The following is a 26,495-nucleotide window of genomic DNA, read 5'->3' as shown; positions in this document are numbered from 1 at the left end:
GTCAATGCAATGGCCACCAGTTCCCCCGACCCGACGCACCCCAGCGGCTCCACCGATGGGTATGCGTTCAGGCCCACTCGCTGGTGGCAGCGGAAGAGCGTCAGATACGGGGCGCTGATAGCACTGCTCGCGGTCTCCGGGCTCGTCATCCTCGCGCTCGTCCGGGAACAGACCGGCACGGAGGGGTTCCTCGTCGGACTCGGGCTCGCAGTGCTGCCCGTACCTCTGCTGATGGCGGCGTTCCGGTGGCTGGACCGGGTGGAGCCCGGGCCATGGCGGAACCTGGTGTTCGCGTTCGCCTGGGGGGCGTGCGCGGCGGCGCTGATAGCCATCGTGGCGAACAGCTTCGCGACGCGGTGGATAGCGACGGCCACGGCCGATCCCTCGCACGCCGACACCCTGGGCGCCACCGTCATAGCCCCCGTGGTCGAGGAGACCGCCAAGGCCGCCGCCGTCTTACTCGTGTTCCTGTTCAGGAGACGGGACTTCACCGGGGTCGTTAACGGGGTGGTGATCGCGGGCTTCACCGCGACGGGGTTCGCCTTCACCGAGAACATCCTGTACCTGGGGACCGCGTTCGGGACGGACCAGCTCAGCGGGGGGAGCGGTCTCGCGTCGGTCACCGCGGCCACGTTCTTCGTGCGGGTGATCATGTCGCCGTTCGCGCATCCCCTGTTCACCGTGCTGACGGGGATCGGGTTCGGGGTGGCGGCGTTCTCCGCGGAGTGGCAGCGGGTGCGGCGGGTGCTCGTACCGGCGGGCGGGCTGCTGCTCGCCATCGGGATGCACTCGGTCTGGAACGGGTCGGCGACGTTCGGGGAGTACGGGTTCTTCGCCGTGTACGCCGGGTTCATGGTGCCGGCGTTCGGGCTGCTGACGTGGTGGGTGATCTGGGCCCGGCAGCGGGAGTTGCGGACCGTGCGGGAGGCGTTGCCGGCGTATGCGGGCGCGGGGTGGCTGACGCCTGTCGAGCCGTATGTGCTGGGGTCGATGCGGGGGCGGCGGGTGGCGCGGGAGTATGCGGCGCACCACTTCGGGAAGGCGGGCGCTCGGTCGATCGCGGAGTACGAGGTCTACGCGACGAAGCTGGCCTTCCATCGGTATCGGGGGTTGCGGGGGCGGGCCGGGGGTGACTTCGCGCTGCGGGAGCGGGAGTTGCTGTTCGAGCTGTGGCGCAGGCGGGAGTTGGCCCGGTCGGCCATGGGGTATGCGGGGCGGGAGGTGGGGGCGAAGTACGGATACGGCTACGGGCACGGGTACGGCCATGAATGCGGGGCGTACGGGCAGCCTGTGGGGTGTGGGGTGTATGGGGCATATGGGGTGGCGGCGTACCCCGCGTACAACCCCTATCGGTACTAGCGAGTTGCTTCGCGAGCCGTCGGCGCGGGGTCGGGGCCGTTTCGTCCGGGGCGCGCGTCTCCATGTGCGGCCCCCGATGTCGGGGAACAGAACCGCTCCCGACCTGCCGGCGCCCCGACCGCGCCTCCCGCTCCGTCCCTCGGCTCTGCCTTCGCCCGCCTACGACCCGCTTCCTCCTCCCCCGCCAAGGCCCCAAGTCACTTCCGGGCAGCCCATCGCGCCGCCCGTTGGCGTACCTGGACTGTGAGGACTACCAGGAGTACCAGGACTACGCCGAAGCCTCCGTCAGGTGGTTCAGTTCTTCGGGGGTGAGGGTGTGGTCCGCTACGGCCAGGAGGGCGGGGAGTTGGTCCAGGGAGCGGGCGGAGGCGATGGGGGCCGTGACGGTCGGCTGGGCGGCCAGCCAGGCCAGGGCCACCGTGGCGTGGGCTGCGCCTCGGGACGTGGCGATGTCGTCCAGGGCTGCGAGGACGCGCGGGCCGGCCGGGGTGTCGAGATAGGCGCCGGCGCCTGCCGCCCGGGGGCTGTCGACCGTCGCGCCGGGGCGGTACTTGCCCGTGAGGAAGCCCATGGCGAGGGCGAAGTACGGGACGGCGGAGAGGCCTGAGTCGACGGCGACGGACTGGAGGGCGCCCTCGTAGGTGTCCCGGGAGACCAGGTTGTAGTGGGGCTGCAGCGCCACGTAGCGCGCCAGGCCCTCGGCGGCCGAGAAGTCCAGGGAGGCCTTCAGTCGATCGGGGGTGATGTTGGACGCGGCTATCGCGCGGACCTTGCCGGCCTTCACCAGGTCGTCGAGGGCGGTGATGATCTCCTCGACGGGGACCTCGGGCTGGTCGAAGTGGGTGTAGTAGAGGTCGATGTGGTCCGTGCCGAGGCGGGCCAGGGACGCGTCGGCGGCGGCCTTGATGTTGGCCGCCGTCAGGCCCTGGTACTCGGGGTGCTGGCTCACCTTGGTCGCGATGACCACGTTGTCACGGTTGCCGCGACTCTTGACCCACTTGCCGATGATCCGCTCGGACTCACCGCCCTCGTTGCCCTCGACCCAGGCCGAGTAGGAGTCGGCGGTGTCGACGAAGTTGCCGCCCGCGGCCGCGTACGCGTCGAGGACGGCGAAGGACCGCGCCTCGTCCGCGGTCCAGCCGAAGACGTTGCCACCGAGGGCGAGCGGGAAGACCTCGATGTCGGATGCGCCCAGCTTGCGAAGAGAAGTCATGTCCGATGTCAACGAGCGGACCGGACGCCCACATTCCCATCGAGATCGACGCCGACGCCGCGCAGGGCAGGGCAGGGCAGGGCGGGGCGGGGCGGGACGACGTGTACGAGGCCCTGTCGTCACATTCCCGTCGTCACCCGAAGGGCGGCCCCGGAATGTGACGACAGGGCCTAGCGCGATGCGATGGCCGTGAGCCAGTCCTCGACCGTCAGGACTTCGGCCCACTGCGGGAACAGTTTCTCGGTGAGCATCGTGTGGACCTCGGGATCGGTGTCGAGGCAGCCGTCCGCCAGAACGGTGACGCCGAAGTCCAGGTCGATGGCGCGCCACAGGGTGGACAGCACCACGGCGCTGGTGGCGATGCCGGTGAGGACGAGGCTGTCGATGTCGCGCGCCCTGAGCACCAGGTCGAGGTCGCTGCCCGAGAACGCGCTCCCCCTTCTCTTGGTGACCACGACCTCGCCCGGACGGGGCACGACCTCGTCATGGATCTGGGTGCCGGGCTCGCCCTCGGTGAACAGGCCGGCCCGCACCACGTTCGCCATCGCCTTGTTGCGCGGGCTGATCTCCGGCGCGCCCGGCCGTAACCCCATCACGACGTAGATCACGGGGATCTCGGCGGCCCGGGCTCCGTCGATCGCCCTGCGCAGGCGCGGCAGATATCCGGACCCGTCGTCCGCGATGGCCACGACGTCGCGTTGGACGTCCATCACGAGAAGTGCGCTCTTCGCCATGTCTGCCGGCCCTTCTGTCTACAGGGGAGTTCTCCGGGGAGCCGAGAGGGCCGGGGTCCGGGGAGGTCCAGGGCGTCGCAGGGGACAAGACGAACGCCGCGTAGGCCCAGGGGCGTACGCGGCGTCGTTGCTTCGGGTGTGATGCCGGCCGTTACGGGTTGAGGCCCTTGCTGCGGAGCCAGGCCGCCGGGTCGATGCCGGTGGTGGAGCCACCGGGGTGGACCTCCATGTGGAGGTGGGCGCCCGTGACGTTGCCGGTGGCGCCGACGCGGCCGATGACGTCGCCGGTGGCGACCTTCTGGCCGACGCTCACGCCGATGGAGGACTGGTGGGCGTACCAGATCTCGGTGCCGTCATCGAGGGTGAGGACGGTCTTGTAGCCGTAGGAGCCCTCGTAGCCGGCCTGCGTGATGGTGCCGCTGCCTACGGCCTTGATCAGGGTGCCGGTGGGGGCCGCGAAGTCGAGGCCGGTGTGGTAGCCGGAGGACCAGTACGGGCCGGCCTGACCGAAGCTGGAGGTGAGGGTGTACGAGGAGGTGGGAAGCGTGAACTGCTTGGCCAGGGCGGCGAGACGCTCGGCTTCCTTCTTCGCCGCGGCCTCCTCCTCCGCCTTCTTCTTGGCGGCGGCCTCCTTGGCCTCGGCTTCCTTCTTCTCCTTGGCGGCCTGCTCGGCGGCCTGCTCCGCGGCGGCGGTCTGCGCGGCCTCGGCGGCGGCCTTGTCGAAGGCGTCCTGCTGGGACTCGGCCTGCGCCATGATGCGGGCGCGCAGCGCCTCACCGGCGTCCGCGGTGCCCTGCTCGGTGTCGGCGGCGATCAGCCCCGCGTTGCTGAGGGGGGAGGTGGAACCCTGGGGCTCCGGCTCGTCGGCCTCGTCCTCGAAGACCGAGCCGACGTTCGGCAGGTCGGGTATCGATATGGAGACGGGGGCCTTGCCGGACTGTGCGCTCGCCATCCCGGCACCGCTGACGGCGGCTATGACACCGACGCCGAGGACCGTGGAGCTGCGGGCGAGACCGTTACGGGCGAGTACGCCGCTCTTCTTGGCCACGCGGTGCCGACCGCGAACGGGGCGAAGGGAATCCTCGCTGGGGTTCCACTCCTGCCAGGGGCCCTCGTTGTCGCTGTTGTAGCTGCCGTAGCCGAACGTCTGGCTCTCGCCGTCACGTTGGGCCGGCACGAACGGGGCTTCGGTCGCGGACCGGTTCGACGCCACGTGGGCGTACTCCTTCCTTCCTTCTCGCCTACCGGGTTAGCTGACGGGTTCGGAGCAGGAAGGTCTCCTACGCGCGTAAACCGGTCGTGCGTAATGCCACGGCGGTTTCCGTGCGATTCACCCCAGGGTTGGTGGTTCCCCGGTTCCCTTGCGGGATTCGGCGCGTGAGCACGGAGCCGTCTCTTGTGACGGCTGGGACGACCGCGCTGCGTTATCGAACGTTAATAGACGCGAGCACTCCATTCCAAGCTGTTCTGAATGATCGTTCCGTTTTTCGCGCGGGACTTTACGGGTCATGAGGGTCTGAAAACGGGCGAGTTGACCTTTACTCGCGAGTAACAGTTGACCTGACGTGGCGTCAGTTTTTATACGGAGAACGGCGGGGCGGACACGCTCGGTGACATCTCCACCTCGCGGACGTGGGACGGCCACACTTCACGAACGCCCGACGGCCATACTTCACGGGCGGCGGACGGCCAAGAGGGCCATGTCGTCCGTCGTGCGGTCGCCCGTGTGCCGCCGCACCTCCTCCGCGAGCGTCGTCAGCAGGGCGCCCGGGGCGGTGAACCCACGGCCCGAGAGGCGCACGGCCGGGTCGTAGAAGACACCGTGCGCGTCGCGCGCCTCGGACAGGCCGTCGGTGTAGAAGAGCAGCGTGGCGCCGGACGGGAACCGGGTCTCCTCCGCGCGGTCGGGCCAGGTGCCCAGGTCGTCCATGCCGAGCGGCAGCGCGGGCTGCGGGGCGTCCAGGGTGCACAACGTGCCGTCGGCATGCAGCAGCAGGGGCGAGGGGTGGCCCCGGTTGACGATCCGGGCGCGGCCCGCGCCGTGCGGGAACTCCGCGAGCACGGCCGTCACGAACCCCTCGTACTCCACCGCCCCGTCACTCCGCGCCGCCTCCCGCCGCGTCCCCTCCCGGGCCAGCGCCCGTTCCAGCCGCTGGGCCACCGCTTCGAGCGTCGCCTCCTGCTCGGCCGCCTCCCGGAACGCCCCGATCAGCACCGCCACCGCCGACACCGCTCCCAGCCCCTTGCCGCGTACGTCGCCGACGATGAGCCGTACGCCGTGGGGCGAGTCCTGCACCGCGTACAGATCGCCGCCGATCGACGCCCCGGCCTGCGCGGCCTCGTACCGCGCGGCGATCTCCAGCCCGCCGATCCGCTCCTGCGGCACCGGGAGCACGGCCCGCTGCGCCGCCTCGGCGATCTCCCGGGCGGTGGCGAGCCGGGCGTCGCTGCGGCGGACGAGGCGGTTGATCAGTACGGCCAGTACGGCGGCGGTGGCCACCGTGGCGATCTCGGTGATCGCGTCCTCATGGCCTGCGTCGTCGTAGTAGAGGCGGACGCCGGTGATGCCGACCCCCGACGCGGCGCCGATGACCACCGTGCCGAGCAACGAGAAGAGCGGGGCCGCCACCAGGGGCGCGGCGATGAAGAAGGGGACCGCGGTGAACTCGCGCGGGGTGAAGTGGTCGTAGAAGAGTCCGACGGCGATCAGCAGCACGGGAAGGACGCAGGCGAGCCTGCGGGCGTACGAGAACCGCCGCCCACCCGGCTCCCGCATGACCTCCGTACCCTCTCGCTGCCCCACGGATACAGGGTTTCCGGGGGTGGGCGGTGGGGCGAGCCGACGGGGCCGAGTGGGCTAGGCCCTGTCGTCACATTCCCGTCGTCGCCCGAAGGGCGGCCTGGCGGCGTCGTGGGGGTACCTCCCGGTCGAGCACAGCCGAGACCGGGGGAGCGTGCTCTCGGCGTGCCGGGCACCGACTCGCGTACCGGGCGTACTCGGGTCGGTGCCCGGTGCGTCGAGAGCGCGAGCATGGCGTCGCGGGGCAGGCGGGAATGTGACGACAGGGCCTAGCGGAGAGACGGGGGGAGGGACGCGGAGGGCGGACGGGTTGAGGCCATCGGGAAGCCGGGCGGGGCTCAGCCCGTCGAGAGGCCGGTCAGTCCCGTCGCGCCCGTCAGCTCGTGGAGGGGGAGGGTGTGCTGGGTCTGGAGGACCTTGGCGCGCAGGTAGCGGACGTTGTGGGCGGTGGTGAAGACGCCCGTGGGCACGCGGTCGCGCACGGCCACGCCGAGGCCGCGCAGCTGCTGCGCCTTGTCGGGGTTGTTGGAGAGCAGGTCCAGCTCGTCGATACCGAGGGCGCCCAGCATCTGGGCCGCCGCCGTGTAGTCACGGGCGTCCTCCGGCAGCCCGAGCGCCGCGTTCGCCTCGTAGGTGTCGAGGCCCTGGTCCTGGAGGGCGTATGCGTCCAGCTTGTTGTAGAGGCCGATGCCCCGGCCCTCCTGGCGGAGGTAGAGGAGGACGCCGCCGCGGTCGGCGATCCGCTCCACCGCCTCGCGCAGCTGCGGACCGCAGTCGCAGCGGGCCGAGCCGAACACGTCACCGGTCAGGCACTCGGAGTGCAGCCGGACCAGCGGGGCCGTGCCGGGGGCGGGGTCGCCGAGGACGATCGCCAGGTGCTCCCGGCCGTCGACGAGGTCGTGGAAGGTGACCAGTTCGGCGTCGACGCCGTAGCCGTCGTGGAAGCGCAACGGTACCCGGACGCGGGCACGCGGGGTGGCAGCGGGAAAGTCGGGCATGCGGGTTCTCCGGTCCTGGTGCGGGCGTCACTGTGCTTCAGTTTTGAAGCACAGCGCTCGCAGCGACTCTAACCCGTGCTTCAAATTTCAAGCAACAGGATTGGGGATACGTCACATTCCCGTCACGCGAGGCCCAGCTCGGCCGTCACACGCGAGGCCCTGCCCGACCGGGACACGCGATCCCCTCGGCCGTCACCCGCCATCGCTCGGCCGTCACACGCGATTGCCCTCGTCCTGCTGGCCCGACGGGCAGGCGCGGCGGCGCCAGGGGAGGTCGTCCGAGCCGGGGGCCGTCCGGGGATCCCCGCCCTGGATCGCCGTCGCGATGGCCGCGCAGATCTCCTCGAACTGGCCGATCTGCTCGGGGCTGAGATGGTCGAAGACGGCACGCCGCACGGTCTCGACATGGCCCGGCGCCGTGCGCTCCAGCAGGGTCATGCCCTCGTCGGTGAGCACGGCGACACTGCCGCGCTTGTCCCGCGGACAGTCCTCGCGCCGCACCACGCCGTCCTTCTCCAGCCTGGTCACGACGTACGTCAGCCGGCTGCGCGTGATCTTCAGCCGCTCGGCGAGCTCGGTCATCCGCATCCGGCGCTCCGGCGCCTCGGAGAGGGCGGCCAGCACCGAGTAGTAGAGGTGCGGCAGGCCGGCCTCCTGCTGGAGCTGCCGATCGAGCGCGTCCTCCAGGAGGGAACTCGCGGCGACGTAGGCGCGCCAGGCACGCTGTTCGTCGGGGGTGAGCCAGCGGGTCGTCATACGTACAGTGTAGTTATTGTTTAAAACTTGAACCAAGGGAGCGCGTCCATGCCCCAGCCCTACGTCCTGTTGTCCGCCGCCGTCTCCCTCGACGGCTTCCTGGACGACACCGGACCCGAGCGGCTGCTGCTCTCCGGCCCGGCCGACTTCGACCGGGTCGACGAGGTGCGCGCGGCCAGCGACGCCATCCTGATCGGGGCCGGCACCCTGCGCACCGACAACCCCCGGCTGCTGGTCAACTCCCCCGAGCGACGCGCGGCCCGGATCGCCGCGGGGCTCCCCGAGTACCCGTTGAAGGTCACGGTCAGCGCCTCCGGCGAACTCGATCCGGCGGCCCAGTTCTGGCACACCGGCGGCGAGAAGGCCGTGTACACGACCGACAAGGGCGCGGCACGGCTGCACGGGCTGGGCCTGCCGACGGGGCCGAACGGCGTGGCCGTGGTCTCCGTCGGCCTCGAGCTGGAGTGGACGGCCGTCCTCGACCACCTCGGAGACGTACGCGGTGTGCGCCGCCTCATGGTGGAGGGCGGCGGCCGGGTCCACACCCAGCTCCTGCAGCAGGGGCTCGCGGACGAGGTGCAGCTGGCCGTCGCACCGCTCTTCGTGGGGGAGGCGGACGCGCCCCGGCTGTTCGGGACGGGCCCCTACCCCGGAGGGCCGAAGAGCAGGCTGCGACTGCTGGAGACCCGGCCCGTCGGCGACGTCGTCCTCATCCGCTACGCCCCCACCGTCCCCGGCACCGGCCCGGCCGTCTCCCCCGCAGACCGGCACTGGCTCGACCTCGCCTGCACCCTGGCCGCCGCGTGCCCGCCCTCGCGGACCGCGTTCAGCGTGGGGGCGGTCGTGGTCGCGGCCGACGGTACGGAACTGGCCCGCGGCCACTCCCGCGAGGGTGACGACCCCGTGGTCCACGCCGAGGAGGCCGCCCTCGCCAAGCTCGACCCCGCTGACCCGCGCCTCGCCACAGCCACGGTCTACAGCAGCCTCGAACCGTGCGCCCGCCGCGCCTCCCGGCCCGCGCCCTGCGCCCGGCTGGTCCTCGACGCGGGTGTACGCCGCGTCGTCACGGCCTGGCGCGAGCCTGACACGTTCGTCGAGGACGCGGCCGCGGGCAACGCGGTGCTGTCGGCGGAGGGTGCCGAGGTGGTCGTGGTGCCGGAGTACGAGGAGCGGGCGAAGGCACCGAACGGGCATCTGCTGGGCTGAGCGAAGCCGGGGCCGTGCGGCGTGCACGGCCTGCATGGCCTGGTGATTTAACCCGTGTGCTCGGGGTCCGCCGGATGGCGTACACTGGTCTCAACGACGCGGGGTGGAGCAGCTCGGTAGCTCGCTGGGCTCATAACCCAGAGGTCGCAGGTTCAAATCCTGTCCCCGCTACTGAAGGCCTGGGGCCCGGAATCCGACAAGGATTCCGGGCCCCAGGTGCTTGTCCCGAACCCGGGACCGGAACCGGTGTTGGTCCCGGTCCCGGGTTCGGCGGTACGGCGGGCCGCCGCCACCGCGTCCGTGTAGAGCTCGCGCGTGAGTTCCTCGGGGGAGACACCCAGCTCCTCCAACACCGCGCGAATGTCGTCGAGGGCCGCGCCGACCTCGGCCTCCTCCTCCACCAGGGTCTCGACCTCCAGAAACGTCCCGTCCAACTCGGGGACCCGGACGAGGGTCGCGAGCATCGGCCGCCCGTACGCCTCGAACGCGTGGCTGCGGCAGCGCTTCTCGAACACGATCGCCGGTACGTAGCCGAGGTGCTCCAGGACACGGGCGCGCTTGCCCCCGCCGACCGGGACGTGATGCGGCTGAGGAAAATCAGCCACCGGACAGTAGCCGTCGTTCACACCTGAGCGTGACGACGACCGTCATCGAAATGCCGGGCTGAGAACGGCGTGCCACGCTCGGAACCACGCCAAGCGCGGCGGGCTCGGTGCGCAGCTCCGCGTTACGCGGATCGCGAATGCGAGGAGGTGGAGCGCGTGCCGGTCGACCCGACCGGGGCCGGGGCCGTGAAGCCGCCGGATCCGATGGCGCTTCTGCGGAGCCGTGCTTACCTGGTGCTTCTGGCGATGGCCGCCGTGATCGGCGTACCCGTGTCCGTGGCGGCGTTCGGATTTCTCGCACTGGTCGGTGAGGTCCAGCCGTTGATCTACCGGGATCTGCCGGAGACGCTCGGGTTCGACGGCACGCCGCTGTGGTGGCCGTTGCCGCTGCTCGCCGTCGGCGGACTGCTGGTGGGGCTGACGGTCCGATACCTGCCGGGGCACGGCGGGCATGAACCGACCGCCGGCTTTCAGCCCGCCGGCCCGCCCCCGCCCGTCGAGTTGCCCGGCATCTTCCTCGCCGCCCTGGCGACGCTCTGCTTCGCCGCCGTCCTCGGGCCCGAGGCCCCCCTCCTGGCGCTCGGCAGCGGGCTCGCCGCCGGTGCCGTACGGCTGGTCAGACACGATCCGCCGGAGCAGATGAGCGCGGTGCTGGGTGCGGCGGGGAGTTTCGCGGCCGTCAGCTCGCTGCTGGGGTCGCCTCTGCTCGGGGCGTTCCTCCTGATGGAGGCCTCGGGGCTGGGTGGCGTGATGATGACGACGGTCCTGGTGCCCGGCCTGCTGGCCGCCGGCGTCGGCGCGCTCGTCTTCGTCGGGCTGGGCTCCTGGAGCGGGCTGGGCACCTACTCACTGGCCCTGAACGGCGTACCCGAAGCGACCCGCCCGACAGCGGCGGAGTTGGGCTGGGCCCTGGTCATCGGGTTGTCGGCCGCGCTCGTGGGTGCGGGCATCCGATGGCTCGCCGTCCGGCTCAGGACGCGCGTCGAGCGGCGACGGGTGGTGGCCTCGGTCGTCATCGGCCTGGTCGTGGCGGGGCTGGCGATCGGCTACGCGGAGAGCACCGGCAAACAGGCGACCGACGTGCTGTATTCGGGGCAGACGGCGCTGGGCCCCTTCCTTGCCGACAGCGCCGCGTACTCGGTGGGCGCGCTGGCGCTGCTGGTGCTGTGCAAGGGCCTCGCCTATTGCGCGTCGCTCAGCGCTTTCAGGGGAGGCCCGATCTTCCCCGCGATGTTCGTGGGGGCTGCGGGTGGCATCCTCTGCTCCCATCTGCCGGGGCTGAGCCTGGTCGCGGGGTTCGCGATGGGGATCGGGGCGATGAGCGCCGCGATGCTGCGACTCCCGCTGGTCTCCGTCCTGTTGGCCACGCTGCTGATCGGGTCCCAGGGGATCACGGTCATGCCGCTGGTGATCGTGGCGGTGGTGGTCTCGTACGTCACTACGGCGAGGCTGACGCCCATGTCCGATCCGGCAACGGCATCGTCGACTCCGGCACCGGGGCGGGAACAGGCATGAACGCGATACGAGGAAGCGGCGGCTGTGCCGCGATGCCGCCGAATGCCGGTCGCGGCGGCGGTGAACCCGACCCGCCGCCCCGACCGGCCTCGGTTCACTGCCAGAACACCTCTTGACCGATCTGTATCGGGTGAGCATCGGCACCGTGCGTCGAGCTGTCGTCGAACTCTGGAAGCGAGGGCTCGTCGCCACCTTGCCCGCCAAGGGGACGTACGTCATCGCGATGCCGGAGTCATCGGACGGCACCGCCGAAGAGGACTAGCCAAACGGCTGAAGGGGTCGCGCGTGGTGCACGCCCCCGCCGGTTGCCTGCCCCGGGTATGGACGACTCGTCACCGCTCCGAATTCGACAGCGACCACCCGGTCGGCCAGCTTGAACCAGGCACCCTTGTCCCCCAGACCCTCACCCTTGCGGGCGGTGAAGCCCTGGACGCGGTCCTCCGACCCGGCCGCGGTGATCGCTCGGCGGTGCCGGAGGGTCAGCTTTCCGTCGGCACCGAGGGTGCAGGCGAGGAGCCGGACGAGGCTGAGGTGCGGCTGCCTCGCGACGAGCGTGTGCCCGATGTTCCTGGTGGCCGCGCTGTCTCCGGGGACGCGACGAGCGCGGGGGCCCGTTCGAAGCGGATGGTGCCGCCGGCACGGTCGTACAGACAGGTCGTACGGCCCCGCAGCGGATCCGCGGGCGGCCGGGTCCCACACCACACGAAGGGCGGCCCCGGCTCCCCGACGGCGCCTGAAGCCGCACCCATGGCCACCACCACCGCGGGCGTTCCGCGCCCTGGCACCACCGTTCAGCACCCTGCAGCCGTTCCGTCCGGCGTTCCAGAAGTGCCGCGTATGTGCAGTTCAGAGGCGGTCTGAGCGTTCCAGCGTCCCGAAGATCCCGGAGGAATGGCGGCTGGGACGGGGCCGGGCACAGTCTTGGGTCATCGCCACCACGGCGTCCCACCGGAACGAGCGGTGACTCCGTGATCGGCACGAGCGAACAGGGGCGCCCTGCGCCGGTTCGCGGTACGACGCCCATCTTCCGAATGCTCAGAGAAGGCAGTCCCTCATGCGTATCACCACTCGTCTCACCACTCGTTTCGCCGCCCGAGCAGCCGCCTCCTCCATGGTCGTCGCGGCCGCCCTCGCGGTGATCGGTTTCCAGGGTGCCGGGCAGACCGCCTCCGCCGCCACGCAGAAGAAGGCGCCCTCGATCGTCACGTGCACCGCGGCGAACACCAAGGTGACCGTCTCCACGCCGACCCGACCGATCAACCACCTGCTGCTCAAGGCCACCAACACCGGCTCGAAGCCCTGCTACGTCTACAGCGCCCCGTTCCTCAGGGCCGGCGCGGACGCCCAGGCCCCGGTGGCGTGGGCCGAGGAGACGACGCCGCAGTCCGTGCTGATGCTCGAGCCCGGCAAGTCCGCGTACGCCGGCATCACGACGTACTCCCCTGACGGTGAGGGCGGCAGCAGCATCAAGACCCTGGGCGTGATCTTCGCCGACAGGAAGGGCGACGCGACGGGCGCGGAGAAGACCCTGAAGCTGTCCAAGGGCGGTGTCTTCTTCAACAGCGCCGCCACCGTCACCTACTGGCAGGGCAACGCGGCGGACGCCCTCGCCTGGTAGCGCGTACGGCAGGTCGGAGGGGATGCCCCCGCCCTCGAACCGTGGGCCCGGTGTTCAGGACAGGTGCGGCTCGTGACCCGAGAAATGGAGCGAACCCACGTTGCCGGCCTGAATCACCGGGCCGTGCTGAACGCCACCACTGATCGTGTTGTCCACATCCGCGGCCTGTTGCCTCTCCCCACCGGGCATCAAGTCATCGAGTATCGACCTCAGTTCGGACGCGGCGGCCGGGTTGGACTGCAGAGTGCGACGCAACCGCGTTCGCCACTCCGACTCCACATCCAGGGCCGTCTGCTCGTCACCGGCCTCCAGCGCCGCCGTCATCTCGGCACGCGACGTCTCCAGCTCCCCCTCGATCACGTCCTCTTCACCACCACGGTGACGCGAGAAGAACGAGACCATGCGGTCACGGGCCTGTGTCCAGGAGTCCGTCGCCATCTGCTGAACGAATGCCGTGGCTCCCGCGGCAGCGAGTGCCATCAACTCAGCTTCCACCGAACCCCCTTTGCAGGATCGTTCTCGGCGCCTGGCCCTTTCATGGGCTTCCCACCGCCACTGTCCCCCATGCGCTGACGGTAGGGCACAGCGCCGGTTGGCGACAGAGCGCGTCAGCCTCTACGGATCGAGCCAGCCGCCCCGGGAACGCCACAGCGCCCGACCCGACCGAAGTCGACTCGGGCGCTGCACCGCAGGTCGGAGGGGATGTCCCCCACCCGCGAACCGTAGGCCCTGTGGGACTCGAACCCACAACCAATGGATTAAAGGTCCTGGCGTGATCTTGCTGGGTGGTTCCGGACGCTGCTTCGGTTTCCGGAACCACCTGGTCAGGACAGCTGTGGCTCGTTACGTGGTCTCCTCCGTGATGACCTGTGCGGCTCCGTCCGCTCACGCATCGCTCACGCAAGAAGGCAGGCTGAACAGCTCTTTCATCGTCGCCGTCGCCTGTACGGCTCGGCGTCCGGCCGGCGGAAGTTCGGTCCACTCACATTCCTAGCTGTGACAGTCCGCATCACTTCCCAGGGTGAGGAGTGCTGCGACGGCGGAGGTCAGCGCGAGCGCAGTGAACAGGCCGGGGTATCCGCCAAGGGGTCCAGCCAAGGCGGCTCCCGCGAAAGGAGCCAGGGCGGCGGCGATGGTGGCCGGGGCTGCCAGGAGTCCGGAGAGGCTTCCGTAGTGGGTGGTGCCCCAGCGGTCGGTGACGGCGGTGGCCTGGAGGAGGGTGAGGTTGCCCCGCACCATGCCGGCCACGATCGCGATGCCGACCAGCAAGGGAAAAGGGCCGGTGACCACGGCGAAGGCGGCGGTCGTGGCGCCGCCGAGCGTGATCAGGGCGACGGTGCGGGTGGTGACGCCGGTGCGCCGGGCGAGGGTGGCGTACAGGGTGCGGCCCAGGGTCTGGCCCGCACCGCCCAGGCCGAGGGCCCAGGCAGCAGCCGTTGGGCTGGCGCCGCGGGTGATCAGCAGGGGTACGAGGGCGATGACGACCGCGTACATGGCGAAGCTGTTCAAGGTCATTGCCGTGGCGAGCATCAGGAACGGTCGGCTGCGGGTCACCGAGGTGCTGTTGTCGGTGCGCCGTTGAGACGGTGGTGCTGGGGCGGGTGGCCAAGGTCCTCGTAGCGCGAGGGCGTGGGCGGGGATGGTTACGAGGGCCAGGACCAGGGCGAGTACGGCGTACGTGTTGCGCCAGCTCAGGTGCTTGGCGAGTGCGGCGGTCAGGGGCGCGAATGCGGTGGAGGCCAGGCCGCCGGCGAGGGTGACGATGGTGAGGGCGCGGATGCGGTCCTCGCCCCACCAGCGGGTGAGGGCGGCGAAGGCGGGCTGGTAGAAGGTGGCGGCCATCGCGACGCCGGCCAAGAGCCAGGCGGCGGTGAAGGCGATCAGGTTGGGTGCGGAGGCGACGGCCAGCACGGCTAGGACGCCCAGGACAGACCCGGTGGTCATCACGGTGCGTGGTCCTCGACGGTCGAGGATGCGGCCGACGGGTATGCCGGTGAGGGCAGAGATCAGGAGCGCGCCCGAGAAGGCTGCCGTGGTGGCTGTGGTCGACCAGCCTGTGGCGGCGGTGATCTGCGGATTGAGGACGGGGAAGGCGTAGTAGACGATTCCCCAGCTGGTGATCTGGGTTGCGCACAAGGCGGGCAGCGCGGCGCGGGGCCGTGACCGGACCCCCGTCCCGGTGACGGCCCCGCTGGCACGGAGGTCGGTCATCGGCGGATCAGCAGCAGCCGCCTGCGGCGACCGGCTCCTTCGCGCCGGCGCCGGAGGCAGCGGCCGTACCGGTGCAGCAGGTGCTGCCCTGCTGTTTGGCGAGGGAGTCGGCGTCGGCCTTGACGACGTACACCTCCCAGGGTTCCTGGCCGGGGCCGTGGACCCAGACCTTGTCCTGGAGGGCGTAGCAGCAGGTGGTGTCGTTCTCCACGTCGGTGGCCAAGCCGGCCTCGCCCAGGCGGGCGGTGGCGGCGCGGACCGCTTCGGTCGACTCGACCTCGACGCCGAGGTGGTCCATGCGGGTCGCCTCGTCCGCGGTGCCTTCGATGAGGACGAGCTTGAGCGGGGGCTCGGTGATGGCGAAGTTGGCGTAGCCGTCGCGGAGTTTGGCGGGCTCGGTGCCGAAGAGCTTCGTGTAGAAGGACACGGACGCTTCGAGGTCGGGGACGCGGAGGGCGAGCTGTACGCGGGATGTCATGGCGAACCTCCTTGGGTGGGTGGGTGTTCAGCAGCCGCCGGAGGTGGTGGCCGGGGCGCCGATGCCGATCTGGAGCGTGGTGGGGGCGGCGCAACATCCGCCGCCCTCGCTGCCCTGTGCCGCGTCGGGCTCGTCGAACAGACCCGCGCCGCCGCAGACACCGGTCTCGGGGAGCGTGAGTTCGACCCGCTCGGCGGCTTCGTGGTCGCCGGCGATCGCGGCGGCGATGGAGCGGACCTGCTCGTAGCCGGTCATGGCGAGGAACGTGGGCGCACGGCCGTAGGACTTCATGCCGACCAGGTAGATGCCCTGTTCGGGGTGGGAGAGCTCGATCACGCCGTGCGGGTAGACGGTGCCGCAGGAGTGGACGTTCGGGTCGATAAGAGGGGCAAGGGCGGTGGGGGCCTGGAGACGTTCGTCGAGGCCCAGGCGGAGTTCGGAGAGGAACGTCAGGTCGGGGCGGAGGCCGGTGAGGACGATGACCTCGTCGACCGGGTCCAGGCGGCGGCCGTCCTCCGCGATCAGGACGAGCCGGTCGCCGTCTCGTTCGACTGCCTCGGTGCGGAAGCCGGTGGCGGCGGTTGCGTGGCCGGCCTCGACGGCGGCCTTGGCGCGCAGGCCCAGTGCGCCTCGTGCGGGCAGTTCGTCGGCCTCGCCGCCGCCGTAGGTGGTGGCGCCGATGCCACGGCGAAGGATCCATACGGTGTGCGTGCCGTCCTCGTCCTTCGCGAGATCGGCGAGGAGGGCGAGGGCGGTGAAGGCGGAGGCCCCGGAGCCGATGACGGCAGTGCGCCTGCCCGCGTAACGGGCACGGATGGCGGGGTCGTCGAGGTCCGGCACTCGGTACGTGATGTGCTCGGCGGCGGCCTTCTCGCCGAGGGCGGGCAGGCCGTCGGCACCCATGGGGCTGGGGACGGACCAGGTACCGGAGGCGTCGATGACAGCGCGAGCGGTGATCCGTTCCTCGCGTCCGTCGGCGGACTGGACGTGCACAGTGAAGGGCTGCTCGGCGCGGCCTGCGTCGACGATGCGGTCGCGGCCGGCGCGGGCGACACCGGTCACGGTGGCGCCGTAGCGGACCTTGTCCCCGAGGGCGTCTGCGAGGGGCTGGAGGTAACGCTCTGCCCAGTCGTCACCGGTCGGGTAGGCGGTGGCGTCCGGGCTGACCCAGCCGGTCGGGGCGAGCAGCTTCTCGGCGGCCGGGTCGATGACCTCGCCCCAGGTCGAGAACAGCCGGACATGGGACCACTCGCGGACGGCGCTGGCCGCGCTCGGGCCGGCCTCCAGGACCAGGGGTTCCAGACCGCGTTCGACGAGATGGGCGGCGGCGGCCAGACCGATGGGGCCGGCGCCGATGACCACAACGGGCAGCTGGCCGGTGGTGAGCACGCTGTCAATGGACGCAGCCACTGGATTCCCCTTTGTTTCGATATCCGTCGATCTCTTGCGCCGCCCAGCATGACACCTGTATCGATAGACGTCAACATAGACATTCATCGAATTCAGGAGTGCGGATGGAACAGGTGGACGTAGCGGTGATCGGGGGCGGTCAGTCGGGACTGGCCGCAGCGCACGCCCTGCGCCGACAGGGGCGGGAGCCGGTGGCCCTGGAGGCGTCCGACCGGCCGACCGGATCGTGGCCGCGCTACTACGACAGCCTCACCCTCTTCTCTCCCGCCGGATACAGCTCGCTGCCCGGGATGCCCTTCGGCGGGGACCCGGATCGCCATCCACACCGGGACGAGGTCGTCACCTGTCTGCTGCGCTACGCCGACCGGCTGGATGCCGACATCCGTGCGAGGACGCGCGTCGGGGAGGTCCGGGCAGCCGTCGACGGCACCTTCGCCCTGGACCTGGAGGGCGCAGGCGAGTTGTCCGCACGGGGCGTGGTCGCGGCCTCCGGAACCTTCGGCCGCCCTTACTGTCCGGCGCTGCCCGGGCTGGAGGGCTTCGCCGGCGCGGTGCTGCACGCGGCCGAGTACCGCACGCCGGGTCCGTTCGCAGGGCAGCGCACAGTGGTGGCCGGCGCCGGGAACTCCGCCGCGCAGATCGCCGCCGAGCCGGCCGCGCACGCCCAGGTCACCCTCGCCACGCGGCACCCGGTGCACTTCGCGGCACAGCGCACCCTGGGCCGGGATCTGCACTGGTGGCTGAAGCGGACCGGGGCGGACACCCTGCCCCTCGGCCGGTTCCTGCGCACGCCCCCGACCCAGCCGGTCATCGATGACGGCCGCTACCGGGCCGCCATCACGTCCGGTGCTCCGGACCGGCGCCCCATGTTCACGGGGATCGACGGCGCCAAGGTCACCTGGGCCGGCGGCCACAGCGAGGAGGTCGACACGATCCTGCTGGCCACCGGCTACCGGCCCGACCTCGCCTACCTGGGCCCGCTCGGCGCGCTCGACGAGCACGGCCACCCGATCCACCGCGAGGACGTCTCGCTCACCCATCCCGGACTCGCCTACGTGGGGCTGGAGTGGCAGCGCGGCCTGCCCTCGAACTCCCTTCGCGGGGTCGGCCGGGATACGGAACGGATCGCGCGGCACCTCGCCGCCCACCTCACCCGAAGCTGAGGCGGTCCGACCCTCGCACCATTGGTTCGACATATGTCAACATAGATGCATGTCGAATACGAAGGTGCTGCCGCTGCTGGACCCCGCTCCCGGTGAGGCCGTGGCGCCGTGCTGCCCGCCGCTCACCGAGCGCCCGTTCACCGCGGAGGAGGCCGAGACGGCCGCGCGGATGTTCAAGGCCCTCGGCGATCCCGTACGCCTGCGGCTGTTCTCCGCCGTCGCCTCCCACGAGGGCGGTGAGGCGTGCGTGTGCGACATCTCCGACGTGGGCGTCTCCCAGCCGACCGTCTCCCACCACCTGAAGAAGCTCAAGGAGGCCGGCCTGCTCACCTCCGAGCGACGCGGCACCTGGGTGTACTACCGGGTCGAGCCGTCGGTTCTCGCCGCGATGGGCCGGCTGCTGACCAAGGCCGCGTCGGCGGCCTGAGCGTCACTGGTCATCCGTCGAGAGGCTGTGGTCCCACACGGCGATGGCCCCAGTCGTAGGGACTCAGGACCACGGAGACCCAGAGCACCGCCTATCGCATCAGCTACCGGCTGCCAGGAGCTGGGCTATCTCGCGAGCCGCGTCCCGTGCCGGGCGGCCGACACCGATCAGCGTGGCGGAGGCGGGGCCGGTCCAGTCGCCGTATCCGAGCAGATGCAGACGCGATTCGCCGACCGCGTGGGTGCCCGTCGTGGCGATGTGGCCGCGCACGCCTCGCAGTTGGAGCGGGGCGAGGTGGGAGAGATTGGGCCGGAAGCCGGTGCACCAGATGATCGCGTCGGCCTCGACGCGGGTGCCGTCGGCCCACTCGACGCCGCCAGGTACGAGGCGGCGGAACATCGGGCTCGCCTTGAGCAGCCCGATGTCGCGGGCCTTGCGTACGGGTGGGACGGCGACGATGTCACCGAGGGAGGCAACACCGCCGACGTCCGTACGCCCCTCATCCAGGGCTCGACGACGAGCGGTTGCCACGTCGAAAAGGACGCGGCCGTCGATGTCGTCGGCGAGGAAGCGGGGCGGGCGCTGGGTGACCCACGTCAGGTCGCTGTCGTAGGCGAGGTCGGCTGCGATCTGGGCTCCGGAGTTGCCGCCGCCGACCACGATGATGCGCTGCCCGGCGAAGTCGGCGGGGCTGCGGTACTCGACGGTGTGCAGTTGGCGTCCGCGGAACTCTGGCCGGCCGGGGACGGCGGGCAGGAAGGGGCGCCACCAGGTGCCGGTCGCGCTGATCACCGCGCCAGCGTGCCAAGTACCGGAATCCGTCTCCACGTGCAGGAGTGGGCCGTCCCGGTGGACACCGAGGACGCGGACGGGTCGCTCGACGGGCAGTTCGTAGCGTTTCTCATAGTCGGTGAGGTACTCCACCACGTGCTGCGCGTCGGGGTAGGTCGCGCCAGTCTGCGGTGGCATGAGGCGGCCGGGCAGCGAGGAGTACGCGGCCGGAGAGAACAGCCGGAGCGAGTCCCAAGCATGTTGCCAGGCACCGCCCGGTGTGGCCTGGGCGTCGAGGATGACGAAGTCGAGGCCGAGACGGCGCAGGTGGTAGCCGGCGGCGAGTCCGGCCTGGCCTCCGCCGATCACCACCACCTGGGTCCTGTTGGGGGTCACTCGGCCGATCGTCCGGGCATGAAGATGAGGGCCACCAGGGCCAAGCCGACCACGCCGCCGATGACTTGCATACCGACGAACCCGGCGACCGAGCCGGGCGCGATGCCCGCGAAGGTGTCGGTGAAGGCGCGGCCGATGGTCACCGCCGGGTTGGCGAAGGACGTGGAGGAGGTGAACCAGTAGGCGGCGCCGATGTAGGAGGCGACCGCGACGGGCGCGAAGCGCAGTTGGTTCGAGCGGGCCAGGCCGAAGATCAGCAGGATCAGACCGGCCGTCGCGACGACCTCACCGAGCAGCAGGTGACCCGCCGACCGGTCATGCGTGGACCACTTCACCAGCGGCTCGCCGAACATCGCGTCCGCCAGGATCGCGCCCGCGATCGCTCCCACGACCTGCGCGGGCAGATAGACAGCAACCTCACGCGGGGTGACGCCGGCACCGCCGCGCCTGGCCGTCCACCACTCGGCCAGCGTGACGACCGGGTTGAAGTGGGCGCCGGAGACCGGGCCGAGCAGCAGGATCAGGATACCGAGGCCGAAGACTGTGGCCGTGGAGTTGGCCAGCAGCTGCAGGCCGACGTCCTTGCTCAGTTCCGTGGCCTGGATGCCGGAGCCGACCACGACCGCCACCAGCAGCGCCGTGCCTATGAGTTCGGCAGCGGCCCGGGCGACCAGGGGCCTGCGCGGCGGGGTGGCGCCCGGGGCGGGCCCGACGGAGGCGGGTACGGGAGCGGCTGGGGCGGACTCCGCGGTCGCGGTGGCTTCGGCGGGGGTCATGGGCAGGCCCTCTTGTTCTCGGCGGCGGTGCGGGCGGACTCGGCCAGGTCGGCGAACTGGCTGGCGAGTGAGGCGATGACGTCGGGCTTGAGCCGGTAGTAGGTGAACCGGCCGCACGGTTCCGTCTCGACGACTCCGGCCTCGCGCAGCACTCTCAGGTGGTTGGAGAGGTTGGTCTGCCGGGCACCGGTCTCCTCCACGAGGTGGGTGGTGCACAGCATCTCGTTGGCGAGCAGGGTCACGATCTGGAGCCTGAGCGGGTCGGCCAGCACCCGGATCAGGTCAGTGTCGACTGACGTCATCATGGACTGATACTGTCACATCAGTGGTGGCTGACACCACCAGGTGCTGACATCATTCGCACCTGATGCCGTCGTGAGACAAGAGAGACCTCTGATGTCCGACAAGCCCTCCGTGCTGTTCGTCTGTGTCCACAACGCCGGCCGTTCCCAGATGGCCGCCGCGTGGCTGACCCACCTGGCCGGGGACCGTGTCGAGGTCCGTTCCGCCGGCTCCAACCCGGGCGCGGGCGTCAACCCGGCCGCCGTCGAGGCCATGGCCGAGGTCGGCATCGACATCTCCGCCGAGGTCCCGAAGATGCTCACCGTGGACGCGGTCAAGGAGTCCGACGTCTGCATCACCATGGGCTGCGGCGACACCTGCCCCGTCTTCCCCGGCAAGCGGTACCTCGACTGGCAACTGGAGGACCCGGCGGGCCAGGGCGTCGAGGCCGTCCGCCCGATCCGCGACGAGATCAAGGTGCTGGTCGAGGGCCTGATCAAGGAGATCGCGCCGGAGCCGCAGGCATGAGCACCGCGACCGGCGCGACCGCGGCCGAGAACACACCCGCGGACATCCGCAACGTCATCGTCATAGGCTCCGGCCCCGCCGGATACACCGCCGCCCTCTACACCGCCCGCGCCTCGCTCAAGCCCCTGGTCTTCGAGGGCGCGGTCACCGCCGGTGGGGCGCTGGTCCAGACGACCGAGGTGGAGAACTTCCCCGGCTTCCGCGACGGCATCATGGGCCCCGAGCTGATGGAGAACATGCGGGCCCAGGCCGAACGCTTCGGCGCCGAGCTGGTCCCGGACGACGTCGTCGAGGTCGACCTGACCGGGGCCCTCAAGACCGTCACGGACAGCGCGGGTACGGTCCACCGCGCCAAGGCCGTGATCGTGGCGACCGGCTCACAGCACCGCAAGCTGGGTCTGCCCGGCGAGGACGATCTCTCAGGCCGGGGTGTGTCGTACTGCGCGACCTGTGACGGCTTCTTCTTCCGCGAGCATGACATCGTCGTGGTCGGCGGCGGCGACACCGCGATGGAGGAAGCCACTTTCCTCTCCCGCTTCGCCCGCTCCGTCACCGTCGTCCACCGCCGCGACACCCTGCGCGCGTCCAAGACCATGCAGGACCGCGCGTTCGCCGACCCGAAGATCTCCTTCGCCTGGAACAGCGCGGTCGCCGCGATCCACGAGGACGGCGGCAAGCTCGCCGGGCTCACCCTGCGCGACACCGCCACCGGCGAGACCTCGCATCTCCCGGCCACGGGGCTGTTCGTCGCCATCGGCCACGACCCGCGCACCGACTTGGTCACCGGCCAGCTCGACCTGGACGGCGAGGGCTACCTCAAGGTCGCCTCCCCCTCCACCCGCACCAACATCCCGGGCGTCTTCGGCGCCGGCGACGTCGTCGACCACACCTACCGCCAGGCCATCACAGCCGCCGGCTCCGGCTGTGCCGCCGCCCTGGACGCCGAGCGGTACCTCGCCGCTCTGGCCGACACCGAGCAGACGCCTGAACCGGACAAGATCACGGCCGCGGTCTGAGCGACACCCACCGCGACGCCAACGCCGCGACACCAACGCCGAGGCGCCATGCTTTGAACTGATGCCCGTGCCGCAGACGGCACGGGCATCAGCATTGACACATCGAATCACCCACCGGCCGGGCGGCACGGATCTCCAGGGTCCAGCGGATGGCATGGCCTTGGTGGGCCGACCGAGCAAGCCCGGACGCCCCGTCGGAGCCGAGCGGAAGCTGCTCGCGGCCGAACGGGCCAAGCTGGCGGAGATGAAGCCGTTCCGGAAGACAACCGGCCCGGCCAGTCGTCAGGCGATTCACCGCACTCTCCGCGCGGCCCTCAACTCCGCGATCGCCCAGCAGCTGATCACCTTCAACCCGGCCTCCCACGTCGAGTTGGAGTCCGGCAGGCGCCCGAAGCCCCTCCTGTGGACGGAGGAGCGGGTCCGGCGGTGGCGCGAGACGGGCGAGATGCCGGGCCCGGTCATGGTGTGGACCCCGCAGCAGTTCGGAGCCTTTCTCGACGCCGCCGAGGGCGACCGGCTGTACGCGATCTTCCCCCTCATGGGCACGCGCGGCCTCCGGCGTGGCGAGGCGGTCGGCCAGGACTGGCACGAGATCGACCTCGACGCCGGCCTCATCACCCCCGCCGAGGAGATCGTGGTGGACGGCTGGGACCCCTACGAGTCCGAGCCGAAGACGGACGGCAACGCGAACACGATCGCGCTCGACAGCATGAACATCGCCACCCTGGGCGACCACAAGGCCGTCAGGAGAAGGAGCGCGCCGAGTGGGGCTCCGCCTGGCAGAACACCGCCACTGGGCTGTGCGTATGCGCAGTGCGACCCTCTACAAGGTGCTGGCCGCCCTGATGGTGCTCATGGCCGCTGCCCTGCTGATCACACATACCACCACGCTGGACACGCTCGCGCTGCCGCTGTGGGCCCAGGTGCCGTGCGGAGTCGCGGCCGGGTTCGGCATCGGGGTCGTCGCGGCGATCATGGGCGTGGCCGGAGGCGAGCTGCTCATCCCCACGATCGTGCTGCTGTTCGGAGAGGACATCAAGACCGCCGGAACCCTCTCCCTGCTGGTGTCCCTGCCGACCATGCTGGTCGCCTTCGCCCGCTACAGCCGTGACGGCAGCTTCGCTGTGCTCGGCGCCAAGCTCCGGTTCACGATGGTCATGGCCGCAGGCTCGATCGTCGGCGCCCTGCTGGGCGGGCTACTCCTCGGTGTGTTCCCCGACTTGATCCTCATCCCCGTGCTGGCCGTGATCCTGCTCGTATCCCCGGTGAATCTCGCCCGGCACGACTGACCACACCGGCACGGCCCGCCCGTCATGCGAACATCCGCTCACGCACAGCCCCGAAAACGAAGCAGCGCCCGACCCGACCGAAGCCGACTCAGGCGCTGCGTAGCAGGTCAGAGGCTGTTTGCCTCCCCCACCACCGGTAGGCCCTGTGGGACTCGAACCCACAACCAATGGATTAAAAGTCCTGGCGTGATCTCGCTGGGTGGTTCCGGATGCTCCGCAGGTGTCCGGAACTGCCTGGCCAGAGCGGGTGCCGCCGTTTGATCCGTCCGCGCCGTGACGGCCTCTGCCGCATCATCCGCTCACGCATCGCTCACGCAGGACGGTCGGCTGAGCAGCGGCTCTCGATCGCCAGAAGAACGACGACCGCAGCCACGCGCGATGTCGCCCCCCAAGGGGTCCTTGTCCTTGCCAAGGTCGCCCCTCTTGTCTCGCCCCAGGTCTCGACCGCGCTCCCCTGAGCCACCTCACGCCAGCTTCACCTCTGCGTCGCTCCCAGGAAAAGGATCCGGCAACCCCCATGGAGGTACCGCCCCGGAGATCAGTCCTGCCAGGAGTGAGAGGAATCCCTTGTCGTGCTCCCACCAGTCGTCGTTCCTGGTACTCACCACCACGGGCCAGGCGTCCGGATCGTCGCCGTCCGTGCGCCAGTAGAGGATGTCGCCGGAGCTCGATTCAGCGCAGTGCAGGAGCCCTCCGGGCTGGGGGAAGGGAACGTATCCGCCGGACATGTCGTCCTGCGCCAGATCCTCCAGCACGTTCAGGGCCTCCAGCATGTCCGTCGCGAACTCGGACTCGCGCCCCGGATCAGCAGTCGTCACGAGCAGGAAGTCCCCGATGGAGAAGCTCGGGTATACCTCGCACAGCTCCTTGTAGTCCCTGGGCAGGTCCGAGCCGAGAGCACGCACGATCTCTGGCCAGTTGATCTCCCTGCGCACGGCGGATCGCAAGGGGAGCAGCCCCGGCAGGGCTCTTTCGAGTTCACCGACAGTGCTCAACATGAGTGACCAGTCCTCTGCATATTCGCTACCGAGGTTGAACGTTCTCTTCGCATGACGCCAAGATCACTGGCTTCGGCGTGCCGGACATCCTGACGGAATGGCGCCCGTGCCACCCAGCTGCCGACCGAGCAGATGCCTTGAGCCCAGCCGCGTCGGCCGTCGGGTGCTGCCCCTTGGCGGGGTTGCTGCGATCGGTGCCGCGACGGCGCGTGGTGTCGCGTGCCAGTGGTCGAGACCAAGGTCGCCCACCGAAGTCATACGCGTCGGTGGAGCACGGCCCGGCCGTGGATGGGAAACTCCGTGCGGTGCCTTGCCCCCATCCCCACCTACGTCAGCCCGAGCCACAGACAGAGCGAGGAACGCTGCACATGCCTGAGTCTCAAACGGCCGAGCTGGTTGCCCTGGCGGACGACGAGCAAAGCGTCGTACTGCGAGTTCTCCAAGGTGTGCGGTTTTCCAGCACTGATCTGCACGACGCCCTCCATGCCGAGATCGTCATCTCGAGCGAATTCATCAACGGCCATATCGACCTCTACTTGAATTCCTACGACCTGGAAAATTGGTCTCGCGCACTGGATTCCATTGAATCCGGACGAAAGGCAACCTGGCTCGAGAGTGGCCGATCTCCGCGCATTATTATCACACCGCCAGAGATAAGTGAAAGCGAGTGCACGGAAGTGAGCGTTTTTGATGTAGCCGGTTCACAAATCATCGTCACTGTACCCATCGCGGCCCCGACCGGCTGGATCGAAACCCATCGCTCCATGCTCGAGAGCATCAGGGGGCACTTCCCGCTTACCGCATGAAACGGGCATCGCTCTCACTGGTTGCAGAGAGCGTCTCCTTCACCTCCCAGCCGACGTGCCGTCCACGAACTTTTCGTGTCTGGCGCCCGTTTTGGCCTTGGTGGACGGCACGCTGTTTCAGGTCCGTCATCGCATGTCCAGTCATGTCTCCGGCACTGGCAGGATTGCCTGCCTCGTCTGATCTGGCCGCCGCCGAACGTCACCCCTGCAACCCCAGGGCCGGACTTGCCCTTGCGGCATCGTCTCTCCCCTGGCTCAGCAAGACGTGAACCAGAGGAGATCCACATAGTTCTGCGATCAGGCCGCCTCGAAACGTCCGTAAGCTTCCAAGCGCACACCTGCGCCACCCAGCCATTCACCACTTTCGGATTCGAACGCGATGGGTACGTCGCCCTCGGCTTCGGGGATGAAGTGCATCTCCACGGTGTCCCAAATGAATGTGTGCAGGAAAGCGCTGAAGCTGCCGTCAAAGAGTGAATAGTCGGAGCCGCGGCTCGGTCGACCAGCGATGGTCCAGCGGTCGGAGTCGTCCGAGGAGGTCACCCAGTACAGCCCGTCCCCACCGGTGGTGAACCCCCACGGCAGCCACCCGCCGAGCTCGGGGAACAACTCGAACCGAGTTGACGACGGCGCAAGTTGCGCACGCAGACGCGCATCCGCCTGTTCCTTCGCCAGGCAGGCGGCCAGCTCCGTGTAGCCGTTCTCGACCCCAGGCACGCAGACGATCAGGTAGTCGTCGAAACTGCCGGGGCCGAACCAGTAGACGTACTCCTTGTAGTCCGCCGGCAGCCGAGTGCCGACGGACGCTTCCACTCGATCCCAGTCGACCTGATAGCGGCGCGGGGCGCTCAGCCCCGCGTCGCGGGCCAGCTCCTCGATGCTCAAAGGTGTTGCTCCGTTACTTCGGCGGCAGCCCGTCCGGTGTGTCGTACACCGTCCAGTGTGAGAGTGAGCCGCCGCTTCCCGCAGTGCGCAGGGCGACTGAAACGTCCCGGACTACTGCCGCCTGGGGCCCGTCGGGAGCGGATCAGGCAACGTCGTCGCGGTCCGACGTGCACGAGGCGCGCTCAGGCCGTCACCCATGAGCCACTCAGCGGAGCGGCCTTCCCTGAGCCCAAGCTCCGACTCGAAGACCGGAAC

At 70.0% G+C, this 26,495-nt stretch carries 28 protein-coding genes, 1 tRNA gene, 1 pseudogene and 1 riboswitch; of the genes and pseudogenes, 14 read left to right on the top strand and 16 right to left on the bottom strand.

Annotated elements, in window-relative coordinates; genetic code table 11:
• Positions 1–9: 9 nt before the first annotated feature.
• Positions 10–1,359, top strand: a complete 1,350-nt coding sequence (locus tag P8T65_RS24495; protein WP_316727377.1) for a PrsW family intramembrane metalloprotease — start codon at positions 10–12, stop codon at positions 1,357–1,359.
• Between the two features lie 268 nt (positions 1,360–1,627).
• On the opposite strand, the gene P8T65_RS24490 is transcribed toward P8T65_RS24495, so the two are convergent.
• On the bottom strand, positions 1,628–2,572 hold the full coding sequence (locus P8T65_RS24490; RefSeq protein ID WP_316727375.1) for an aldo/keto reductase: 945 nt from the start codon (positions 2,570–2,572) through the stop codon (positions 1,628–1,630).
• Between the two features lie 5 nt (positions 2,573–2,577).
• Between P8T65_RS24490 and P8T65_RS24485 the strand changes: the two genes are divergently transcribed.
• Positions 2,578–2,733, top strand: coding sequence for a hypothetical protein (locus tag P8T65_RS24485; RefSeq protein ID WP_316727373.1), 156 nt, complete (start codon positions 2,578–2,580; stop codon positions 2,731–2,733).
• 9 nt (positions 2,734–2,742) lie between these two features.
• Here the strand turns inward: P8T65_RS24485 and P8T65_RS24480 are convergent, their stop codons facing one another.
• The 5 genes from P8T65_RS24480 to P8T65_RS24460 form a co-directional block, all read right to left on the bottom strand.
• Positions 2,743–3,306 carry a cysteine hydrolase gene (locus tag P8T65_RS24480; protein ID WP_316727372.1) on the bottom strand — a complete coding sequence of 188 codons (564 nt, stop codon included), beginning with the start codon at positions 3,304–3,306 and terminating at the stop codon, positions 2,743–2,745.
• A gap of 151 nt (positions 3,307–3,457) precedes the next feature.
• The gene (locus P8T65_RS24475; protein WP_316727370.1) at positions 3,458–4,519 is read right to left on the bottom strand and encodes a M23 family metallopeptidase; all 1,062 of its coding nucleotides are present in this window, start codon (positions 4,517–4,519) and stop codon (positions 3,458–3,460) included.
• A 10-nt stretch (positions 4,520–4,529) separates the two neighbouring features.
• A riboswitch (cyclic di-AMP (ydaO/yuaA leader) is annotated at positions 4,530–4,692 on the bottom strand.
• A gap of 286 nt (positions 4,693–4,978) precedes the next feature.
• Positions 4,979–6,082, bottom strand: a complete 1,104-nt coding sequence (locus P8T65_RS24470) for a PP2C family protein-serine/threonine phosphatase (RefSeq protein ID WP_316731698.1) — start codon at positions 6,080–6,082, stop codon at positions 4,979–4,981.
• A 362-nt stretch (positions 6,083–6,444) separates the two neighbouring features.
• Complete coding sequence (gene ribA / locus P8T65_RS24465) at positions 6,445–7,104, bottom strand: GTP cyclohydrolase II (RefSeq protein WP_316727369.1); 660 nt, start codon at positions 7,102–7,104, stop codon at positions 6,445–6,447.
• Positions 7,105–7,317: 213 nt separating this feature from the next.
• A complete protein-coding gene (locus tag P8T65_RS24460; RefSeq protein WP_316727368.1) occupies positions 7,318–7,860 on the bottom strand; it encodes a MarR family transcriptional regulator in 543 nt (180 codons plus the stop codon).
• A gap of 48 nt (positions 7,861–7,908) precedes the next feature.
• Between P8T65_RS24460 and P8T65_RS24455 the strand changes: the two genes are divergently transcribed.
• Together P8T65_RS24455 and P8T65_RS24450 are read left to right on the top strand one after the other, a co-directional pair.
• A complete protein-coding gene (locus P8T65_RS24455) occupies positions 7,909–9,066 on the top strand; it encodes a dihydrofolate reductase family protein (RefSeq protein ID WP_316727367.1) in 1,158 nt (385 codons plus the stop codon).
• A gap of 97 nt (positions 9,067–9,163) precedes the next feature.
• Positions 9,164–9,237 (top strand) — tRNA-Met (locus tag P8T65_RS24450).
• Here P8T65_RS24450 and P8T65_RS47340 read toward each other — a convergent pair.
• On the bottom strand, positions 9,219–9,671 hold the full coding sequence (locus P8T65_RS47340) for a hypothetical protein (RefSeq protein ID WP_399099976.1): 453 nt from the start codon (positions 9,669–9,671) through the stop codon (positions 9,219–9,221). The two genes, P8T65_RS24450 and P8T65_RS47340, sit on opposite strands and share 19 nt — an antisense overlap.
• 204 nt (positions 9,672–9,875) lie before the next feature.
• On the opposite strand from P8T65_RS47340, the gene P8T65_RS24440 reads away from it, so the two are divergent.
• From P8T65_RS24440 to P8T65_RS24430, 3 genes are all read left to right on the top strand, one after another.
• Complete coding sequence (locus tag P8T65_RS24440) at positions 9,876–11,186, top strand: chloride channel protein (protein WP_316731697.1); 1,311 nt, start codon at positions 9,876–9,878, stop codon at positions 11,184–11,186.
• 112 nt (positions 11,187–11,298) lie between these two features.
• Positions 11,299–11,448, top strand: coding sequence for a hypothetical protein (locus P8T65_RS24435; RefSeq protein WP_316727366.1), 150 nt, complete (start codon positions 11,299–11,301; stop codon positions 11,446–11,448).
• 792 nt (positions 11,449–12,240) lie between these two features.
• Positions 12,241–12,804: a DUF4232 domain-containing protein gene (locus P8T65_RS24430; protein ID WP_316727364.1), complete on the top strand. Its 564-nt coding sequence runs from the start codon at positions 12,241–12,243 to the stop codon at positions 12,802–12,804.
• 54 nt (positions 12,805–12,858) lie between these two features.
• Here P8T65_RS24430 and P8T65_RS24425 read toward each other — a convergent pair whose 3' ends face one another.
• From P8T65_RS24425 to P8T65_RS24410, 4 genes are all read right to left on the bottom strand, one after another.
• The gene (locus P8T65_RS24425; protein WP_316727362.1) at positions 12,859–13,299 is read right to left on the bottom strand and encodes a hypothetical protein; all 441 of its coding nucleotides are present in this window, start codon (positions 13,297–13,299) and stop codon (positions 12,859–12,861) included.
• 495 nt (positions 13,300–13,794) lie between these two features.
• A complete protein-coding gene (locus P8T65_RS24420) occupies positions 13,795–15,015 on the bottom strand; it encodes an MFS transporter (protein ID WP_316727360.1) in 1,221 nt (406 codons plus the stop codon).
• A 7-nt stretch (positions 15,016–15,022) separates the two neighbouring features.
• Entirely contained in the window at positions 15,023–15,493 is a 471-nt protein-coding gene (locus P8T65_RS24415; RefSeq protein WP_316727359.1) for an ArsI/CadI family heavy metal resistance metalloenzyme, read from the bottom strand.
• A gap of 27 nt (positions 15,494–15,520) precedes the next feature.
• Positions 15,521–16,903, bottom strand: coding sequence for an NAD(P)-binding domain-containing protein (locus P8T65_RS24410; protein WP_316727357.1), 1,383 nt, complete (start codon positions 16,901–16,903; stop codon positions 15,521–15,523).
• A 104-nt stretch (positions 16,904–17,007) separates the two neighbouring features.
• Here P8T65_RS24410 and P8T65_RS24405 point away from each other — a divergent pair, with 104 nt between their 5' ends.
• Together P8T65_RS24405 and P8T65_RS24400 are read left to right on the top strand one after the other, a co-directional pair.
• Positions 17,008–18,066: an NAD(P)/FAD-dependent oxidoreductase gene (locus P8T65_RS24405; RefSeq protein WP_316727356.1), complete on the top strand. Its 1,059-nt coding sequence runs from the start codon at positions 17,008–17,010 to the stop codon at positions 18,064–18,066.
• Positions 18,067–18,115: 49 nt separating this feature from the next.
• Complete coding sequence (locus P8T65_RS24400; protein WP_316727355.1) at positions 18,116–18,493, top strand: metalloregulator ArsR/SmtB family transcription factor; 378 nt, start codon at positions 18,116–18,118, stop codon at positions 18,491–18,493.
• A gap of 99 nt (positions 18,494–18,592) precedes the next feature.
• Here the strand turns inward: P8T65_RS24400 and P8T65_RS24395 are convergent, their stop codons facing one another.
• Genes P8T65_RS24395 through P8T65_RS24385 form a run of 3 tightly spaced genes read right to left on the bottom strand, consistent with a single transcriptional unit; the run spans position 18,593 to position 20,741 of the window.
• Complete coding sequence (locus P8T65_RS24395; protein WP_316727354.1) at positions 18,593–19,660, bottom strand: ArsO family NAD(P)H-dependent flavin-containing monooxygenase; 1,068 nt, start codon at positions 19,658–19,660, stop codon at positions 18,593–18,595.
• A complete protein-coding gene (locus P8T65_RS24390; RefSeq protein WP_316727353.1) occupies positions 19,657–20,436 on the bottom strand; it encodes an MIP/aquaporin family protein in 780 nt (259 codons plus the stop codon). The genes P8T65_RS24395 and P8T65_RS24390 overlap by 4 nt, the downstream gene beginning before the upstream one ends.
• Positions 20,433–20,741: a metalloregulator ArsR/SmtB family transcription factor gene (locus tag P8T65_RS24385; RefSeq protein ID WP_316727352.1), complete on the bottom strand. Its 309-nt coding sequence runs from the start codon at positions 20,739–20,741 to the stop codon at positions 20,433–20,435. The genes P8T65_RS24390 and P8T65_RS24385 overlap by 4 nt, the downstream gene beginning before the upstream one ends.
• A gap of 91 nt (positions 20,742–20,832) precedes the next feature.
• On the opposite strand from P8T65_RS24385, the gene P8T65_RS24380 reads away from it, so the two are divergent.
• From P8T65_RS24380 to P8T65_RS24365, 4 genes and pseudogenes are all read left to right on the top strand, one after another.
• Positions 20,833–21,246: an arsenate reductase ArsC gene (locus P8T65_RS24380; protein WP_060905627.1), complete on the top strand. Its 414-nt coding sequence runs from the start codon at positions 20,833–20,835 to the stop codon at positions 21,244–21,246.
• Positions 21,243–22,262, top strand: coding sequence for a thioredoxin-disulfide reductase (trxB, locus tag P8T65_RS24375; protein WP_316727347.1), 1,020 nt, complete (start codon positions 21,243–21,245; stop codon positions 22,260–22,262). Before P8T65_RS24380 ends, trxB begins: the two co-directional genes overlap by 4 nt.
• Positions 22,263–22,431: 169 nt before the next feature.
• Positions 22,432–23,051 (top strand): annotated as a pseudogene (locus P8T65_RS24370) (site-specific integrase); the annotation flags it as partial.
• Positions 23,052–23,068: 17 nt separating this feature from the next.
• Positions 23,069–23,551, top strand: coding sequence for a sulfite exporter TauE/SafE family protein (locus tag P8T65_RS24365; RefSeq protein ID WP_316727346.1), 483 nt, complete (start codon positions 23,069–23,071; stop codon positions 23,549–23,551).
• Between the two features lie 464 nt (positions 23,552–24,015).
• Here P8T65_RS24365 and P8T65_RS24360 read toward each other — a convergent pair whose 3' ends face one another.
• Positions 24,016–24,549 carry a hypothetical protein gene (locus tag P8T65_RS24360; RefSeq protein ID WP_316727344.1) on the bottom strand — a complete coding sequence of 178 codons (534 nt, stop codon included), beginning with the start codon at positions 24,547–24,549 and terminating at the stop codon, positions 24,016–24,018.
• A gap of 368 nt (positions 24,550–24,917) precedes the next feature.
• On the opposite strand from P8T65_RS24360, the gene P8T65_RS24355 reads away from it, so the two are divergent.
• Entirely contained in the window at positions 24,918–25,355 is a 438-nt protein-coding gene (locus P8T65_RS24355) for a DUF5959 family protein (RefSeq protein WP_316727342.1), read from the top strand.
• A gap of 297 nt (positions 25,356–25,652) precedes the next feature.
• Here the strand turns inward: P8T65_RS24355 and P8T65_RS24350 are convergent, their stop codons facing one another.
• A complete protein-coding gene (locus P8T65_RS24350) occupies positions 25,653–26,240 on the bottom strand; it encodes a hypothetical protein (RefSeq protein ID WP_316727340.1) in 588 nt (195 codons plus the stop codon).
• Positions 26,241–26,495 lie beyond the last annotated feature (255 nt).

It is taken from the genome of Streptomyces sp. 11x1 (assembly GCF_032598905.1).
Lineage (GTDB): Bacteria > Actinomycetota > Actinomycetes > Streptomycetales > Streptomycetaceae > Streptomyces.
The sequence above is the reverse complement of the archived record's forward strand: the minus strand, read 5'-3'. Positions and strand labels throughout refer to the sequence as shown.